Origin of the sequence: Spirillospora sp. NPDC048823 (assembly GCF_043198445.1) — a bacterium.
GTDB lineage: Bacteria > Actinomycetota > Actinomycetes > Streptosporangiales > Streptosporangiaceae > Spirillospora.
The window spans coordinates 50141-65497 of the sequence record NZ_JBICUT010000021.1 but is presented as its reverse complement, the minus strand read 5'-3'; the positions used below and the strand labels follow the sequence as shown (position 1 = coordinate 65497).

At 71.9% G+C, this 15357-nt stretch carries 16 protein-coding genes; 9 read left to right on the top strand and 7 right to left on the bottom strand.

Going from position 1 to position 15357, the window contains the following annotated elements; translation table 11 throughout:
• Positions 1-51 precede the first annotated feature (51 nt).
• Complete coding sequence (locus ACGFK0_RS34085; RefSeq protein ID WP_392912544.1) at positions 52-1092, bottom strand: PucR family transcriptional regulator; 1041 nt, start codon at positions 1090-1092, stop codon at positions 52-54.
• A 187-nt stretch (positions 1093-1279) separates the two neighbouring features.
• Here ACGFK0_RS34085 and ACGFK0_RS34080 point away from each other — a divergent pair, with 187 nt between their 5' ends.
• The 4 genes from ACGFK0_RS34080 (at position 1280) to ACGFK0_RS34065 (ending at position 3941) form a co-directional block, all read left to right on the top strand.
• A complete protein-coding gene (locus ACGFK0_RS34080) occupies positions 1280-1975 on the top strand; it encodes an SDR family NAD(P)-dependent oxidoreductase (protein ID WP_392912542.1) in 696 nt (231 codons plus the stop codon).
• Positions 1976-2722: an SDR family NAD(P)-dependent oxidoreductase gene (locus ACGFK0_RS34075; RefSeq protein WP_392912538.1), complete on the top strand. Its 747-nt coding sequence runs from the start codon at positions 1976-1978 to the stop codon at positions 2720-2722. It begins immediately after the preceding gene.
• 10 nt (positions 2723-2732) lie between these two features.
• Entirely contained in the window at positions 2733-2921 is a 189-nt protein-coding gene (locus tag ACGFK0_RS34070; protein WP_392912651.1) for a DUF6183 family protein, read from the top strand.
• A 174-nt stretch (positions 2922-3095) separates the two neighbouring features.
• Entirely contained in the window at positions 3096-3941 is an 846-nt protein-coding gene (locus ACGFK0_RS34065; protein WP_392912649.1) for an alpha/beta hydrolase family protein, read from the top strand.
• Between the two features lie 13 nt (positions 3942-3954).
• On the opposite strand, the gene ACGFK0_RS34060 is transcribed toward ACGFK0_RS34065, so the two are convergent.
• Positions 3955-5268 (bottom strand): PucR family transcriptional regulator, encoded by a 1314-nt coding sequence (locus ACGFK0_RS34060; RefSeq protein ID WP_392912536.1) that lies wholly within the window; start codon positions 5266-5268, stop codon positions 3955-3957.
• 372 nt (positions 5269-5640) lie between these two features.
• On the opposite strand from ACGFK0_RS34060, the gene ACGFK0_RS34055 reads away from it, so the two are divergent.
• Positions 5641-8574 carry an AAA family ATPase gene (locus tag ACGFK0_RS34055; RefSeq protein WP_392912533.1) on the top strand — a complete coding sequence of 978 codons (2934 nt, stop codon included), beginning with the start codon at positions 5641-5643 and terminating at the stop codon, positions 8572-8574.
• A 32-nt stretch (positions 8575-8606) separates the two neighbouring features.
• On the opposite strand, the gene ACGFK0_RS34050 is transcribed toward ACGFK0_RS34055, so the two are convergent.
• The gene (locus ACGFK0_RS34050; RefSeq protein WP_392912531.1) at positions 8607-9680 is read right to left on the bottom strand and encodes an SRPBCC family protein; all 1074 of its coding nucleotides are present in this window, start codon (positions 9678-9680) and stop codon (positions 8607-8609) included.
• Positions 9681-9687: 7 nt separating this feature from the next.
• Positions 9688-10479 (bottom strand): SRPBCC family protein, encoded by a 792-nt coding sequence (locus tag ACGFK0_RS34045; protein ID WP_392912529.1) that lies wholly within the window; start codon positions 10477-10479, stop codon positions 9688-9690.
• 184 nt (positions 10480-10663) lie between these two features.
• On the opposite strand from ACGFK0_RS34045, the gene ACGFK0_RS34040 reads away from it, so the two are divergent.
• Positions 10664-11095, top strand: coding sequence for a cupin domain-containing protein (locus ACGFK0_RS34040; RefSeq protein ID WP_392912526.1), 432 nt, complete (start codon positions 10664-10666; stop codon positions 11093-11095).
• A gap of 117 nt (positions 11096-11212) precedes the next feature.
• Positions 11213-11617 (top strand): hypothetical protein, encoded by a 405-nt coding sequence (locus ACGFK0_RS34035; RefSeq protein WP_392912523.1) that lies wholly within the window; start codon positions 11213-11215, stop codon positions 11615-11617.
• Between the two features lie 22 nt (positions 11618-11639).
• Here ACGFK0_RS34035 and ACGFK0_RS34030 read toward each other — a convergent pair whose 3' ends face one another.
• Positions 11640-12515 (bottom strand): RNA polymerase sigma-70 factor, encoded by an 876-nt coding sequence (locus ACGFK0_RS34030; protein ID WP_392912521.1) that lies wholly within the window; start codon positions 12513-12515, stop codon positions 11640-11642.
• A gap of 258 nt (positions 12516-12773) precedes the next feature.
• On the opposite strand from ACGFK0_RS34030, the gene ACGFK0_RS34025 reads away from it, so the two are divergent.
• Entirely contained in the window at positions 12774-12926 is a 153-nt protein-coding gene (locus ACGFK0_RS34025; protein WP_392912519.1) for a helix-turn-helix transcriptional regulator, read from the top strand.
• 186 nt (positions 12927-13112) lie between these two features.
• Here ACGFK0_RS34025 and ACGFK0_RS34020 read toward each other — a convergent pair whose 3' ends face one another.
• A complete protein-coding gene (locus tag ACGFK0_RS34020) occupies positions 13113-13805 on the bottom strand; it encodes a hypothetical protein (protein ID WP_392912517.1) in 693 nt (230 codons plus the stop codon).
• Between the two features lie 174 nt (positions 13806-13979).
• On the opposite strand from ACGFK0_RS34020, the gene ACGFK0_RS34015 reads away from it, so the two are divergent.
• On the top strand, positions 13980-14240 hold the full coding sequence (locus ACGFK0_RS34015) for a hypothetical protein (protein ID WP_392912515.1): 261 nt from the start codon (positions 13980-13982) through the stop codon (positions 14238-14240).
• 153 nt (positions 14241-14393) lie between these two features.
• On the opposite strand, the gene ACGFK0_RS34010 is transcribed toward ACGFK0_RS34015, so the two are convergent.
• Positions 14394-15314, bottom strand: a complete 921-nt coding sequence (locus tag ACGFK0_RS34010) for an NADP-dependent oxidoreductase (protein WP_392912513.1) — start codon at positions 15312-15314, stop codon at positions 14394-14396.
• Between the last annotated feature and the right edge of the window lie 43 nt (positions 15315-15357).

Genomic DNA, 15357 nt, shown 5'->3' with positions numbered 1-15357 from the left:
GCAACATTCGGCCGATTCGGGCGATCCAGCCGATTCGGGCGATTATTCGGCTCAGCGCGCCACCCAGACCGCTATCGCCAGCGCCACCCGGTCGTCGAACCGGAGCGGGTTGCGGCCCGTGAGCGCCTCGATCCGGGCGAGCCGGTGGCGGAGCGTGTTCGGATGCAGGTAGAGGGCGCGGGACGTGGCTCCGACCGCGCCCCCCATGTCGAGGAACATGCGGAGCGTCTCGGTGAGACGGGTTCCGTGCGCGGCGTCGTACTCGCTCAGCGGGCGGGCGATCTGGTCGACGAACGGGGCCAGCTGGTCCGGGGTGAGGCGGCCGAGGAGCGCCTGGAAGGTGGCCAGATCGGAGGCGTGGACGATGCCCCCGGTGCGGCGCGCGGCGTCCAGCGCGGCCATGCTCTCGGTCAGCGACACCGGCAGGAACTCCAGGGGGCCGGGGCTGCCGACGCCCGCCGGTTCCGACCACGCGTGCTCGTCGTTGGTGACCAGGATGGCCGTGTCGCCGTCCACGCCGAGGAGACCTGGAAGATCCCCCTCCATCGCGTCCATCGCAATCGCGAGAAGCGACTCGTGATCGAGCCCGGCCTCGTCGATCCGGGGGCGGAGCACCTCCGCGGACGCGAGCCCCTCCCGGACCATGCGCAGCAGCCGCCCGATCTCCTCCCGCTCGTGCCGCTCGTCGTGGGTGGACGCGAGCCGTTCGGCGAACCACTCGGTGAAGCTCAGGAACGGAACCTCGGGCGGGACCTCCACGAGCGGCAGGGCGAGGCGGTCGCAGGCCCGGCACAGGGCCTCCGGAGCGGCGGCCGTCACGTCGCCGACGCCGTAGCCGATCGCGCTGGCGCGGCTGGCCTTGGCGGACCCGGCGAACGTGACGCACGCCTCGTCGTCCCGCAGTGACGCGCCGACCGTCAGGACGATCTCGTTGCCGCGCAGGTAGGGGCCGGGATCGAGCAGCTCGGTGGAGTGGGCCCAGCGGATCGGCCGGTCCAGGCCGTCCTCTCCGGCGACCAGGCGCAGCCGGAAGCGCGGCACCTCAAGGAGCTGCCGGACGGTGAGGCGCAGCACCGCGGGATCGCTGGTCACAGCCTCAGCCTCTCACCTCGATCCTGCGGTGGCCCGTGATCATGACCGTGTTTTGGAGAAGGGCACGACAGCCCGGGCATCGCACGGTGCATTTGGCCAAGAAATCACCATGGCCCTTGTCACCAGGGGTTATGGCGGGTTTGCCTGATGTCTTCCCCACCTGTTCGCCCGGCTGTTCGGAGGTCACATGCGGGAGCGAGTCGCACTCGTCACCGGAGCGGCGAGCGGCATCGGCGCCGCGATGGTGCGCGAGCTGGCCGGGCGCGGCTGGACGACGGCCGGCCTGGACCTGGGCCCGGCCGACGACGCCCATCACTCGGTCGGCGTGGACGTGTCGGACCCGGCGCAGGTGACCGCCACGGTCCGGCGGATCGAGCGCGAGCTGGGGCCGATCGAGACGGCGCTGTGCGCGGCCGGGCACTACGCGATCGTGCCGGTGCTCGACATCGCCTGGTCCGAGTGGCAGCGGATGCTCCGCGTGCACCTGGGCGGATTGGTCAACGTCTGCAGGGCCGTGACGCCGGGAATGACGGAACGCGGCCGGGGCAGCGTCGTCGCGGTCGCGTCGGAGCTGGCCATCGGCGGCGGGGACGCCGAGGCCCACTACTCGGCGGCCAAGGGCGCGGTGATCGGGTTCGTCCGGTCGCTGGCGGCCGAGCTGGCGCCGTCCGGCGTGCGGGTGAACGCGGTGGCGCCCGGCCCGACCGACACGCCGCTGCTGCCGTCCGACTCGCCCTGGCGCAGGCCCGCCTACCTGCAGACCCTCCCGGCGGGGCGGCTGACGACCGCCGAGGAGGTCGCGCTCGCCGCCGCCTACCTGGTCGAGGACGCGACGTTCTGCGCCGGCGAGATCCTGTCCCCCAACGCCGGGGCGGTGATCTAGATGACGGTCGCGCTCATCACCGGCGCCGGCGGCGGCCTCGGCACGGCCGTCGCGCGGCGGCTCGCGGCCGGCGGGCACCTCGTCGCCCTCAACGACCATCCCGACCGGGACGTGGCCGGTCTCGCCGCCGAGCTGGGCGGCGTGACGGCGCCGGCGGACGTGTCCGACCCCGAGGCCGTCGAGGCGATGGTCTCCGGCGTCGAGCGGCAGGCGGGCGAGCAGATCGCGGTCCTCGTCGCCGGGGCCGCCCGCCCGGCGATGGCGCCGTTCGGGGAGCACGACCTGGACGACTGGTGGCGGATCATCGACGTCAACCTCGGCGGGACGTTCGCGTGCGTGCGGTCCGTCCTGCCCGGGATGGTCGAGCGCGGCGGCGGCCGGATGGTGCTGATCTCGTCCGAGTGGGGGCTGATCGGGTTGCCGGGCGCGACCGCCTACTCCGCGTCCAAGGCCGGGATGATCGCGCTCACCAAGTCGCTGGGCCGCGAGCTGGGCCCGCTCGGCATCACGGTGAACGCCATCGCGCCGAGCGCGATCGACACCGCCCACCTGGAGGTGGACGCGAAGGCCGCCGGGGTGAGCGTCGACGAGATCCGCGCCCGGTACGCCGACCGGGTGCCGCTGGGCCGCATCGCCGCGCCCGAGGAGGTCGCCGAATCGGTCGCGTTCCTCGCCGACCCCCGGCTGCCGACGCTTCTCGGGCAGGTCCTGCACGTCAACGGCGGTACCACGATGGCCCGCGCGTGAACCGGCGCTCATTCACGGGTGCCGATGGCGCCGGCGATGTGAGACTTCACCCATCGAGCACACCGCCGACCAGTGCGCCTGGCTCTTCTACACCTCCGACTGGCATATCCAGATCCACCCCTCGATGGACGTGGGCATAGCCGCGCTCCGACCGGACCGTCGGACCGTCGCGATCCTCGCCGCCACCGACGCGGACTGAAAGGTTCGACGGACCGGCGATTTCGCCGATGTTCGCGGGGCGGGCGCCTGCCGACAATGGCGGCGTCCTGGAGCCGGCCCCCCGGCTCCACCCCCGTTCTGGAGCCGTTCCCCCCGGCTCCATCGCGAACAGGAGCGAATCGACGTGCTATCCACCCCCAGGCTCGCGGCGAAAATGGTGTTCGCCGCGGCGCTGACCGCGGGAGCCATCGCCGTCCCGCAGACCGCGCAGGCGGAGGACAATCCGTACGAGCGCGGTCCCGACCCGACGGAGTCGAGCGTCGAGTCCCCGCGCGGCCCGTTCTCGGTGTCGGATGACAGCGTCTCGTCGTGGTCGGTCACCGGCTTCGGCGGCGGGACGATCTACTACCCGACGACGACCTCCGAGGGCACGTTCGGCGCGGTCGCGATCGCGCCCGGGTTCACCGCGGACCAGTCCAGCATGTCGTGGTACGGGCCGCGGCTCGCCTCGCAGGGCTTCGTCGTCTTCACGATCGACACCAACACGCGCTTCGACCAGCCCGACAGCCGCGGCCGGCAGTTGCTGGCCGCGCTCGACTACCTCACCGAGCGCAGCAGCGTCCGGAACCGGATCGACTCCTCCCGCCTCGCGGTGATGGGGCACTCGATGGGCGGCGGCGGAACGCTGGAGGCGTCCCTCGACCGCCCGTCGCTCCAGGCGGCGATCCCGCTGACACCGTGGGACCTGAACAAGAACTTCCGCAACGACCAGGTCCCGACCCTGATCATCGGGGCCGAGAACGACTCGGTCGCGTCGGTGACCACGCACTCCGAGCCGTTCTACGAGAGCATCCCCGCGTCGTCGGAGAAGGCGTACCTGGAGCTGAACAACGCCAGCCACTTCGCGCCGAACACCTCGAACACGACGATCGCGAAGTTCAGCATCTCCTGGCTCAAGCGGTACGTGGACAACGACACCCGCTACGACCAGTTCCTCTGCCCCCCGCCGAGCCGCAGCAGCGACATCTCCGAGTACCGCGACACCTGCCCGAACTCCTAGCCGCCACCGCCGCCTAACGGCCGGGCCGCCCGTTGCCTCCCCGCACGGGCGGCCCTTCGCCGTCCTCGGGGCCGATGCCGTGCAGGCGCAGGGCGCTCAGCGCGAGAACGAGCTCGACCAGGTCGCGCGGGCGGGCCAGCGTCCGGCCGGTGAGCTGCTCGATCTTGCGGAGCCGGTTGAGGACGGTGTTGCGGTGGCAGAACAGCCGGTCCGCGGCGCGGGCGGCGGAGCCGTCGCAGGCCAGCCAGGTCCCGAGCGTCGTCAGCAGGACGTCGCGGAACGCGGGGTCGACGTCCGTGAGGCCGCCGAGCGCGACGTGCCCGAGCCGCCCGGCCAGGCGCGGCTGGGACAGCACGAGGGCGTCGGGGAGGCGGCGGTCCAGGCGGGCGATCTGGTTGCCGGGGCCGCGGCAGGTGCGCAGGGCCAGTTCGGCGAACCAGCGGGCGCCGCCCAGTTCGGCGAGGGAGCCGACGACGGGGCTGACGCCGGCGTGCGAGCGCGCGTAGGGGCGGACGGCGTCGACGAGGTCGTCGAGTTCGGCGGCGCCGAGCGCGACGAGCGCCACCTGGGCGTCGGTGCGCAGCCGCCAGATGAACCGCATCCCGGCCGTGTCGCCGGGGCGCCGTTCCGCGCCGTCCCCGAACCCGCTCTCCGCGCCGAGCATGACGACGGCGTAGCGGCCGGTCGCGGGCAGCCCGAGGACGGACGTGGCGGTGGACAGCAGCCCGCCGTCGGCGCCCTGGCCGTCGAGCAGCGCGTCCACGATCGCCTGGACGCGTTCCTCGCTGCGGCGGGCCAGCGCGAGTTCGGTGCGGTGGTAGGACGCGGCGGCGGCGCCGGACTGCTGGTCGATCGTGTCCCAGGTGCGGGTCGCCTGCCGGATCAGGGTCGGGACGTTCTCCGGGTCGTGCCGGTCGACGACCTCGACGACGGCCTCCCAGAACACCTTCCCGGCGAGCCGGTAGGACCGCAGCAGCTGGTCGAGCGGCTGTCCCTGGTGGGCGCGGCGCTGCCCGAGCCGCTGCGCCCATTCGAGGTCGGCGCGGCCGCGGCCGGGTTCGAGGATCGTCTCGAAGCCGTGCCCGAGCCCGGTGTGGCACATCTCCCACACATCGCGGGAGAACGACTCGTCGCGGTCGACGCCGTCGCCGGACAGGATCTCGGCGGTGAGCCGGTCGGCGAGGTCGGGCAGGCGGTCGGTGAGGCGCAGCACCGCCTTGCGCATGATCTCCCGGTCGGCCCGGTGGTCGGTGCCGCGGTCGGTGCCGCGGTCGGCGCCGCGGTCGGCGTTCATTCCGCCGGTCGTCCCGACCCGTCCTCCCATCATCGTGGGCCACCTCCAGCACAACGCGGGGGCCTCATCGTGCCATTTCGGGCACCTACCGGCCATCGTCCGGCGGCCAGACTGTGCCGGGGCACAATCGGGGCCCGCTCTGATTGCACCCCGTCCCCGAAACAGAACGGCGCTCTGGACCCGTCCGGGGGGTGCGTGCTGACCTATGGGCCCGCCCCCTTTTGAGGCCCCGTCCAATAGGTTTCATTGTAGAGGCTCGTTCTAGAGGTTTGTTCTAGTCGAGACCCCGGTCCGGTCGAGGTCCGCGCCTGGCCGAGCCCGCCCCCCGGCGAAGCTCCCAAGAGAGGCTCACACCAGGCGAGGCCTCGCACCGGCCAAGGTTCGTTCCCGCAGAGGAGGACCGGCATGGCACAGGCACACCCACCCCAACGGATCCACGGACGTGACCGCGAACTCGCCGCCATCGGCGAGACCCTCGACCGTGCCCGCGACGGGCACGGCGGCTCCCTGGCGATCGTCGCGGACGCGGGCATGGGGAAGACGACGCTGCTGGAGGCGGCGGCACGCCGGGCCGCGCCCGGCTTCCGGACGCTCGGCACCACCGGCGTCGCGCGCGAGACGACCGTCCCGTACGCGGGGCTGCACCGGCTGCTCCGGCCGCTGTCCGGCCTGATCGCGGAACTGCCGCCCGCGCACCGGGACGCGCTCGGCGCGGTCACCGGCGGCGACGCGCGGCACGGCACGCCGTTCGTCCTGTACGCCGCGGTGTGCGAGCTGCTGAGCCGGGCGGCCCGGGACCGGCCCGTGCTGTGCCTGGCCGACGACGCCCAGTGGCTCGACCGGGTGTCGCTGGAGGCGCTGGCCTTCGCGGCACGCCGCGTCCAGGACGAGCCGGTCGTGGTCCTGTTCGCCGCACGCGGCGACCGGCGGGACCCCGACGGCCTCGCCGGCATCCGGCGGCTGCGTCTCACGCCCCTCGACGAGGACGCCGGCCGCCAGGTGTTCCACGATGCGCTCGGGGACGCGATGGGCTGCGCGGTCCCGCACGGCTCGACCTGCGGTGACCTCGCCGAGGAGATCGTCGACCTCGCCTGCGGCACACCCCTGGCGATCCGCGAACTCGCCGCCGCGCTGACCCCCGGGCAGCTCTCCGGCACCGCGCCGCCGCCCCGCTCGCTCCCCGCGGGCAGCGTGCTGCGGGACCTGCACCGCCGCCGCTACCTCCGGCTTCCCAACGGCGCCCGGCGGCTCGTCCTCATGGCGGTGGCGGACGAATGGCTCAACGCCGCCACCGTCACACGGGCCACCCGCACGGACGGCGTGCTCGGCGGAGACCTCGGCCCGCGCGACCTCGACGCGGCCCGCGCGTCCGGGCTGCTGCGGTTCGAGGACGATGCGGTGACGGTGCGGAACCGGCTCGTCCGGTCCTCGCTGTGGGCCGACGCGTCCCGCGAGGAACGCCTCGACGCCCACGCGCTGCTCGCCGAGGTCCTCGTGCACGAATGGCAGCGGCCGTGGCGGCTGTGGCATCGCGCGGCCATGACCGGCGAGCCCGACGACCGCCTGGCGGGCGAGCTGGCGGCCGCGGCGCGGGCGTCGCAGCAGGCCGGCCGGTACGCCGACTCGTGGCGGGTCTGGCAGCGCGCCGCCGCCCTCACCGCCGACCACGCCGCCCGGACGGACCGGCTGCTGTCCGCCGCCGGCGACGCGTGGAGGAGCGGCCGGTCCCGGCGCGCCCGCTCACTGCTGCGGCAGGTCCGCCCGTTCACGTGCGCCGAGACCCGCGCCGCCCACGCCGGGCTGCTGCGCGGCGAGATCGAGGTGGCGACGGGATCCCCGGCGACGGCGGTCCCCATGCTCCGCGACGCGGCGGAACGGCTCGTCGGCGGCGACGCGGACGCCGCGGACGCCGCACTGACCGCGCTGATGTGGGCCGCCGAGGCCGCCGACGCGGCCGGCGACCACCGCGCCTACCTGGAGATCGCCGACCGTGCCGCGACGCTGCCCCGCGTCCCCCTCGGCGGCCATGCCGGGGCCGGGGTGCGCGGCGAGTTGATCCGCGCCCATCTCGCGGGCGTCGCCGCCACGATCCGCGGCCACTACGCGGAGGCGGTGGAACGGCACGGACGCGCCGTCCTGCTCGGCGCGGAGGTCACCGACCCGGCCGCGCAGGCGTGGGCGGCGCTCTCGGCGTTCACGCTCGGGGACGGGCCGTCCACCCGGACCCTCGCCGCCGGGGCCGTGGCATCCGCCCGGCGGGCCGGCAACGTGCCCATCGAGTCGTACGCGCTGGTGATCGCCGGACGCTGCGAGGCGCTCCTCGGGCACCCGCCGTCCCCCATCGCCGCCTGCCACGACGGGCTGCGCCTCGCCCGCGCGACCCGGCTGCACGCCCACGCGGCCGAACAACTCGCCACCCTCGCGCTCACCGCCGCGTTCAACGGCGCCGAGGACACCGCGCACGGGCACCTGGAACGGCTCACCGGCGCCGCCGACCGCCGCGGCCTCACCCGTGCCGCCGCGTTCGGCTCCTGGGCGCCCGCCTGCCTGGACCTCGCCGCGGACCGTCCCGCCGACGCGGCGGCCCGTCTCCGCCTGCCCGGCGGCGCCGGGCTCGCCCACCCGCCCGCACGGATGATGGCCGTCCCCCACCTGGTCGAGGCGCTCGTCCGCGACGGCCGGCGGGGGCATGCCGCCCGCGCGTTCGAGCACTACCGCCGCTGGACGGACGGCCTGAACGGGACGGCACGCGCCCCGGGCCGCACGGCGCTCGCGCGGCGCTGCCAGGCGCTCCTCGCCGACTGCGACACCGAAGCCGAGGAGCACTTCACCGAGGCGCTCCGCCTCCACGAGGCCGCCGACGCCGTGTTCGACCTGGCCCGGACAGAGCTGCTGTTCGGCCACCGGCTCCGGCGCGACCGCCGCCCCCGCGCCGCCCGCGAGCACCTGCGCGCCGCGCTGCGGATCTTCGAGCGCTACGACGCCGCCCCGTGGACCGGGCGGGCCCGCGCGGAGCTGCGCGCCGCCGGCGAGACCATCGCGCCGCCGCCCGTCCTCGAACCGGCCCCGGCGGCCGGCGCACGCGAGATCGGGGCGGACGGCGGCCCGGGCACCGCGACCGCGACGCGCACCGGCACCGGCACCGGCACGGCGAACGGCTTCGGGAAGCTGACCGCCCAGCAGGCCCACATCGCCCGGCTGGCCGCCGAAGGCGCCACCAACCGCGAGATCGCGGCTCGTCTGCTGCTCAGCCCGCGGACCATCGACCACCACCTCCGCAACGTCTTCACCCGCCTGGGGATCCGCTCGCGCGTCGAACTGGCCCGGCTGATCCGCTGACCGCCGGACCGGCCGACGCCACGGGTGGCCGGTCAGCGGACGGTCTCGTACTCCTCGGTCTCCTCCGCAGCGTCCCGCTTGCCCTTCTTGTTCTTCTTCCGGGCACGCTCCTCTTCGTCCATCGCTTCCTCGTGCGTCCGGACGACCTCGCTGTCGTGGATCTCGCCCCGCCAGCCCTCGACCTCGTCCTGGCGAGTGAGCGACTGCGTCATCACGTACCGGCGGAAATGCTTGAGCTCCAGCCGGACGCGGCGTCCCTGGGCACGCCAGAGGTTGCCGGTCCGCTCGAAGAAGCCCTGCGGGTGGTACTCCAGGACGAGCAGGACGCGGGTCAGGTTCGGGGACAGCTCGTGGAAGCTGACCGTCCCGTCCACGTGGCCCTTGGACCCCTTGGACCGCCACACGAGGTGCTCGTCCGGGACCTGCTCGACGATCGTGGACTCCCACGTCCGGCTCGACCAGAAGATCTTCGCCTTCCAGTTCAGCTTGTTCTCGTCGGCCTGGTCGACGCTGATGACCTTCTTCATGAAGGACGGGTAGTCCTGGAACTGCGTCCACTGGTCGTAGACGAGACGGCGCGGGGCACCGATGTCGGTGTGCTCGACGATGTTGGTGACCTTCACCTTCTTGCCGCCACCGCCCTTGCCGCCGCCCTTGCCTTCGTCCTCGCCCTCCTCGTCGTCCTTGCCGCCGCCCGGGATGGCGCCGCCGACGGTGTCCTTGAGACGTCCGAACACGCCATGGCCGTTCTTCTCACCGGCCTGCTCGTCGGACTCGTTCTTCGCCTCGCTCTTCTCCGAGGCGTTCTTCTGCCCGGACTTCTGCCCGGACTTCTGCCCGGGCTCTTCCGGGTTGGACGAGCCTTCCGCGCCCCGGCGGCCGCTGAGCGCCCGGCCCGCCGCGACGGCCGCGCCCGCACCGAGCAGGACGCCGCCGGCCGTGCCGATGGCCCGCCCGCCCGGCAGGCTCTTCACGATCCCGCCGCCGCCGGGGAGATTCTTGGTGATGTTGCTCAGGCCGGGCATCCGCTTGCGGCGCCCGCCCGGCAGTCGTTTGGCGATGTTCCCGACGGGCAGCCCGCCCAGCCGGCTTCCACGTTTCATCATGTGTTCCTCACTTGGGGGTTGTGACGGTCTCGCCGTCGCGGATCTCGCCGCGCCAGCCCTCGACCTCATCCGGACGGGTGAGCGACTGCGTCATCACGTGACGGCGAAAGTGCTTGAGTTCGAGGCGGGCACGGCGCCCCTGGGCGCGCCAGAGGTTGCCGGTCCGCTCGAAGAGGCCGACCGGGTGGTACTCCATGACGAGCAGGACGCGGGTCAGGTTCGGGGACAGCTCGTGGAAGCTGACCGTCCCGTCCACGTGGCCCTTGGACCCCTTGGACCGCCACACGATGTGCTCGTCCGGGACCTGCTCGACGATGGTCGACTCCCACGTCCGGCTGGACCAGAAGACCTTCGCCTTCCAGTTCAGCTTCTCGTCGGACTCCTGGTCGACACTCTCCACCTTCTTCATGAAGGACGGGTACTCCTGGAAGAGCGTCCACTGGTCGTAGACGAGACGGCGCGGGGCGCCCACGTCGGTCTGTTCGACGATGTTGGTCGGCCTCCCCCTTCGTCCACGCCCGAAGATGCGGGCGAGGGTCTCCTTCAGAGCCGTCCAGCCGAAGCTCAGCAACGCCCGCAACGGGGACTTGCCCTCGTGCAGCGCCCTGACCCCGGCCAGAGCGGCCTTGACGAGCGGACCACCCTGCTCGGCCTTGGCCGTGAGGTCCCGGACGGCGCTCTCCAGCCGCCGCTCAAGCCGCTGGACGATCCCGCCCACGACCCGGCGGCCCAGGCGCCGTACCGACAGCGCGGCCAGGGCTCCGCCCGCACCGACGGCCAGACCCGTCCGGAAGTTCATGTCGTATCCACCTCATCGTCCACTCACGTACGGCGCCGCATTACCCGGTCAAGCAGGGGCAAAACAGGCCGCAGGCCAGCGGGAGGCCGGTCGAGCCGCCGGGAGCCACCGCGACGACACCGCCGGCCGGGCGGGATAACGTCTTTCAGGCAGGTGAAGCCGGCCCATCGGCAAGGAGGGCAGGATGCCATTCCCGTTCTTCAAGCAGACAATGCGAATTCTTTCGGCATCGAGTGACACCAATGGCGTGCTCGGCGCCGTCGAAGTGGCGGGTCCGAGAGGGTCCGTGCCCCCTCTCCATGTGCATCGTCGCGAGGACGAAGCGTTCTATGTCCTTGAAGGTGACTACAGCGTCTTCGTCGGGGACGACGTGATCCCGGCGTCTCCGGGCACCTGGGTCTGGGGACCGCGAAACGTGCCGCACGGCTATCAGATCCATTCGGAGCACGGCCGCCATATGAGCCTCGTCATGCCGGGAGGCTTCGAGGCGTTCTTCGAGGAGGTCGCGGCGATCGCGACGCCGGACGCCGATCCCCAGAATGAGATCAGCAGACTTACCGAAATCGCCGCCCGGTACGGCGTCGAGCTCCTCGGCCCCGCTCCGGCACCGGACTAGCAGGTCCGCGCGGTGGCCGGCGTGCGCGGCGCGGGTGGCCGGTCGCCCTTCGTACGTGTTGGCTTACCGCATGGAGCACCCCTAGAGTCCGGTGGCCGGACTACCGGAAGGGGTGGCATGTCCGAGTCTCCGGGCGCGGCCGGCCAGAGTGACAAAGGGCTGCGCAGGACACGTGAGCGAACTCCATTGCAGCATGCGCTGATATGGGTGTGCCTCGCCGCGGTCTCGTACGGGCTCACGCTCACCGTAATCAGCGACACGTTCTTCTGGTTCGCGATCCCGGGATTGCTGGGTCTCCTCACCGCCGTGATGCTGGCCTTGCATGTGGTGTTGAACAGGTCGCCAGAGAACGATTCCAAGGATCTGGTGAAGCGCTATGCCGCGGTCCTGCTGGTCGCCGTCGTTATGGTGGCCGGGCCGATGGCGGTGGACGTCCGCTACCTCTATCCGTTCGTGGGGATAGGGATGATGACCTTCATCGTGGCGACGAAGACTCTGTTCGACCGGAGGCGCGCGGCCTGAACCGCGCCGGTGGGCGGCGGATTCAGCGGGTCCGGCTGAGTTGCATCGCTTCCCCGAGCCGGGCGAGTTTGTGCGGGTTGCTGACCGCGTAGATGCGGGTGATCCGTCCCCCTTCGATGACCAGGCTGACCGCGGTGTGGAGTTCACCTTCGAGATCGATCCGGAGTGCGGGGGCGCCGTTGAGCCACATGGCCCCGATGCGGGCGCCGGGGGCGAGCCTGGGGACGCCGGCGAGCAGCCTGGACACGCGCTTCGCGCCCCGCACCGGTCGCCGGACCGTTCGCACCAGCCCGCCGCCGTCGGCGACCAGCACCACGTCGGGGGCGAGGACGTCGAAGAGGCCTTGGAGGTCACCGGTCTGGATCGCCGAGCGGAACCGCTCGACGGCGGCCTGCTGCTCGGCCCGGCTCACCTCCATGCGGGGACGACGGTCCGCCACGTGCTGCCGGGCCCGGCGAGCGATCTGCCGGACGGCGGCCGGGGTCTTCTCCAGCGCGGCGGCGATCTCGTCGTAGGGGGCCTGGAAGACCTCCCGCAGAACGAACACCGCCCGCTCCGCCGGGCCGAGCGTCTCCAGCACCATGAGCATCGCGATCGAGACGCTCTCGGCGAGTTCGACGTCCTCGGCCACATCGGGACTGGTCAGCAGCGGCTCGGGCAGCCACTCCCCGACGTAGTCCTCCCGCCGCCGCGCCAGCGTGCGGAGCCGGTCGAGTGCCTGCCGAGTCACGATCCGCACCATGTAGGCCCGCGGATCGCGGACCTCGGCCTGGTCGACGGCCGCCCAGCGCAGCCACGTCTCCTGGACGACGTCCTCGGCGTCCGCCGCGGACCCGAGCATCTCGTAGGCGACCGTGAACAGCAGGCTGCGGTGGGTGACGAAAGGGTCGTCGCTCATGCCGGAGAGGTCACGTCCCTCCTGTCGTCGGCGGCCTCGACATGGAGACGCCGCACGCCGCCGTTCTGTGACAGCCGAGCGTATTCGGTCGCGGGACTTCGGCAAAGGTCCGGCTCGAGCGGCCGGGTCGGGGCGCTAGGAGTTCGTCCACACGGCGGCCGGCCCCCGCGCCGAACTGGAGGTCCTCGGCGACCGTCCGGCCGCACGCACCGGGGACGCCGACCCCCTGAAGCGGCTGACCCACAGGAACTGCAGGTCGTGCGGCTCGCGGCGGCCGGGCTCAGCAACCGCGAGATCGGCGCGCAACTCTACCTGAGCCCCCGCACCGTCGGGCATCACCTCTACAACGCGTATCCGAAGATCGGTGTCACCCGCCGTATGGAACTGGCGCGCCTGCTATCGATCACATGACTTAACCGCACCGCGGCGCCGGTGCCGCGTGCCCCTTCCAGAGCCAACCCGGATACGCGCATTCCCGCTCTGACCAGTGACGTTCGACACCCGTTCCCCGACTGATGCGGGCTGTCGGGTGGGGGCATCTGGGTCGGGATGGAGAACGAGCAGGACGGCCGGGACCGGGCCGGTAGGCCGCGCGGCTCACATGCGGGCGTCGAAGCGCCTGCGAAGCGGCTCGTAATCGTGTTCGGGAAAAATCTCCGGAAGGATGGTGAGGTAGAGCTCCAAAGCGTCGACGACGCGAGGATGCTCACGCAGAATATTGACGTCGGCGAAAAGGTACTGCCACTCGTGGGCGCCTGCGGTGAGCAGTACCGAGTCGAGGTAGCCGGTGTAGTCGATGTCCAACGGATCGAGCCGGTGTTCACCCGCATCGTAATACCAGACCTTCGTGTCCGCGCCGAGAGACAGCGGGCGGCGTTCGGGTACGGAGATCAAGACGACCGATCCCGACCCGGCGTGCGGCTCGAAGTCGATGGTGTAGAGGTCTGCCAGTTTGGCGTACTCCTCGGGAGGCATCGTCCAGTCGTCGGGACGCCACCCGTTCACCGCCCATTCGGTGATGTTCTGAAGGCAGAACTCGCCGCCGCGCGTGCTGTCGGCTGTCAGCCGCCACACGACGTGCAGTTTCTTGGACGGGAAGTACAGGCGGCGGAAGACCCGGTCCAGGTGAAGGTCATACTTCTCGGCCAACGTTGCGAACACGAGGTCGGCCCCGATGCCGTCCAGCACGTCCTCGCCGGACTCCTGGTGTTGGACAGAGACGAGCGGGCTTGCCACCAACTGCTCAACGACGCGGACATAGCGTTCCTGGAACGGGGCGAAGCCGTTCATCATCCTCCCCGTATGGTCGAAGATCGCGATCTCTCTGGATCGGCAGGGCGTGCGACACGAGACAGCTGTTTATTGACGTGGCTGGTGAGGACCAATGATCATGGTGCGCTGCCGCCGCCATCATAGAGACCGAGGCCGCCGGCGGTCACCTCGACGACCTGATCACGATTTCGGATGCTCGGGCTCCTCACCGTCGTGATCATCGCCACGCAGGCGGTCCTGAGCCGGGCGCCCGGGAACGACGATCTCAGGGTGCTTTCGAAGCGCTACGCCGGGATCGTGCTGGCCTCGGCCGTGCCGGTGGCCGTGCCGTTGGTGGTGGACGTCCGCTACGCCTACCCGCTGATGGGCGTGGGGATGATGGCCTTCGTCGTCGGCAGGAAGGTCGTGGTCGAGCAGAGGCGCCGCCCCCAGGCGCAAGGGGCCCGACGCTAGCGGCCCACGCGTTGGCAGGACTTCGACTGTTCACTTGGAGCCATCCTGTCGCGTGGCGTGCGTCGGTTGGTTGGCGCGCAGCTCGGCAACCTTCTGTCCAGCAACGCCTAGGACGGCGAAGCTCTTTTGCAGGCGCGTGCGGGCGGCTGCGGCTCAGGGTGTGATGATGAGTTTGCCGCGGGTGTGGGTGGTGCGGCTGGCGTCGAAGGCGTCACCCACCTGGTCCAGGGAGAACGTGTCGGCCACGTCCACCTTGAGGGTGCCGCGGTCGGCCAGGGCGGCCAGTTCGGCGAGCTTGGTTCCGTTCGGGCGGACCCAGATCCAGTGGCCGCCGTGCTTCTCCACCTCGTTGTCGGCGACGGAGACGTGGCGTCCATCCGGCTGCAGGACTGCAAGCGTCGTGTCGAGCTGGCCGCCGGCGAAGTCAGCCACCGCGGAGACGCCGCTGGGCGCCAACTCCCCGACGCGGTCGGCCAGCCCCTCGCCGTAGGTCACCGGCTCGGCGCCGAGTTCCCGCAGGTAGTCGTGGTTCTTCTCGGAGGCCGTGCCAATGACGCGGGCACCCCGCTCCCGTGCGAGCTGGACGGCGAGGCTCCCGGTGCCGCCGGACGCCGCATGGATGAGCAGCACGTCGTCAGGGCGGACCTCCAGGCGGTCCAGGGCTCGCTGCGCGGTCATCCCCGCGAGGGGCAGGCCGCCCGCCTGGTTCCAGTCGAGCGCGGCGGGCTTGCGCGCCACGTCGTCCGCCGAGACGGCGACGTACTCCGCGAACGTCCCCGCGCCGACGACGTCCTTGCGGGCGTAGGACATGACCTCGTCGCCCGGCGCGAACTCCGGCGTGTCGGGGCCGAGGCCGCGCACCACGCCGGCGACGTCCCAACCCGGGATGACGGGGAACACCGCCTCCATCATTCCGTCCAGGCCACCGGCCATCACCTTCCAGTCCACCGGGTTGACCCCGGCCGCGCGCACCTCGATCAGCACCTGGCCGGGGCCGACCTTGGGATCGGGCACGCCACCGACCGCCAGGCGCGAGTTGTCAGGGGAGAACGAGTCGTAAGTGACGGCACGCATGCCACCAGCCTGCCTCCGCGCCCACCTTCTAAACTCGCCGGGT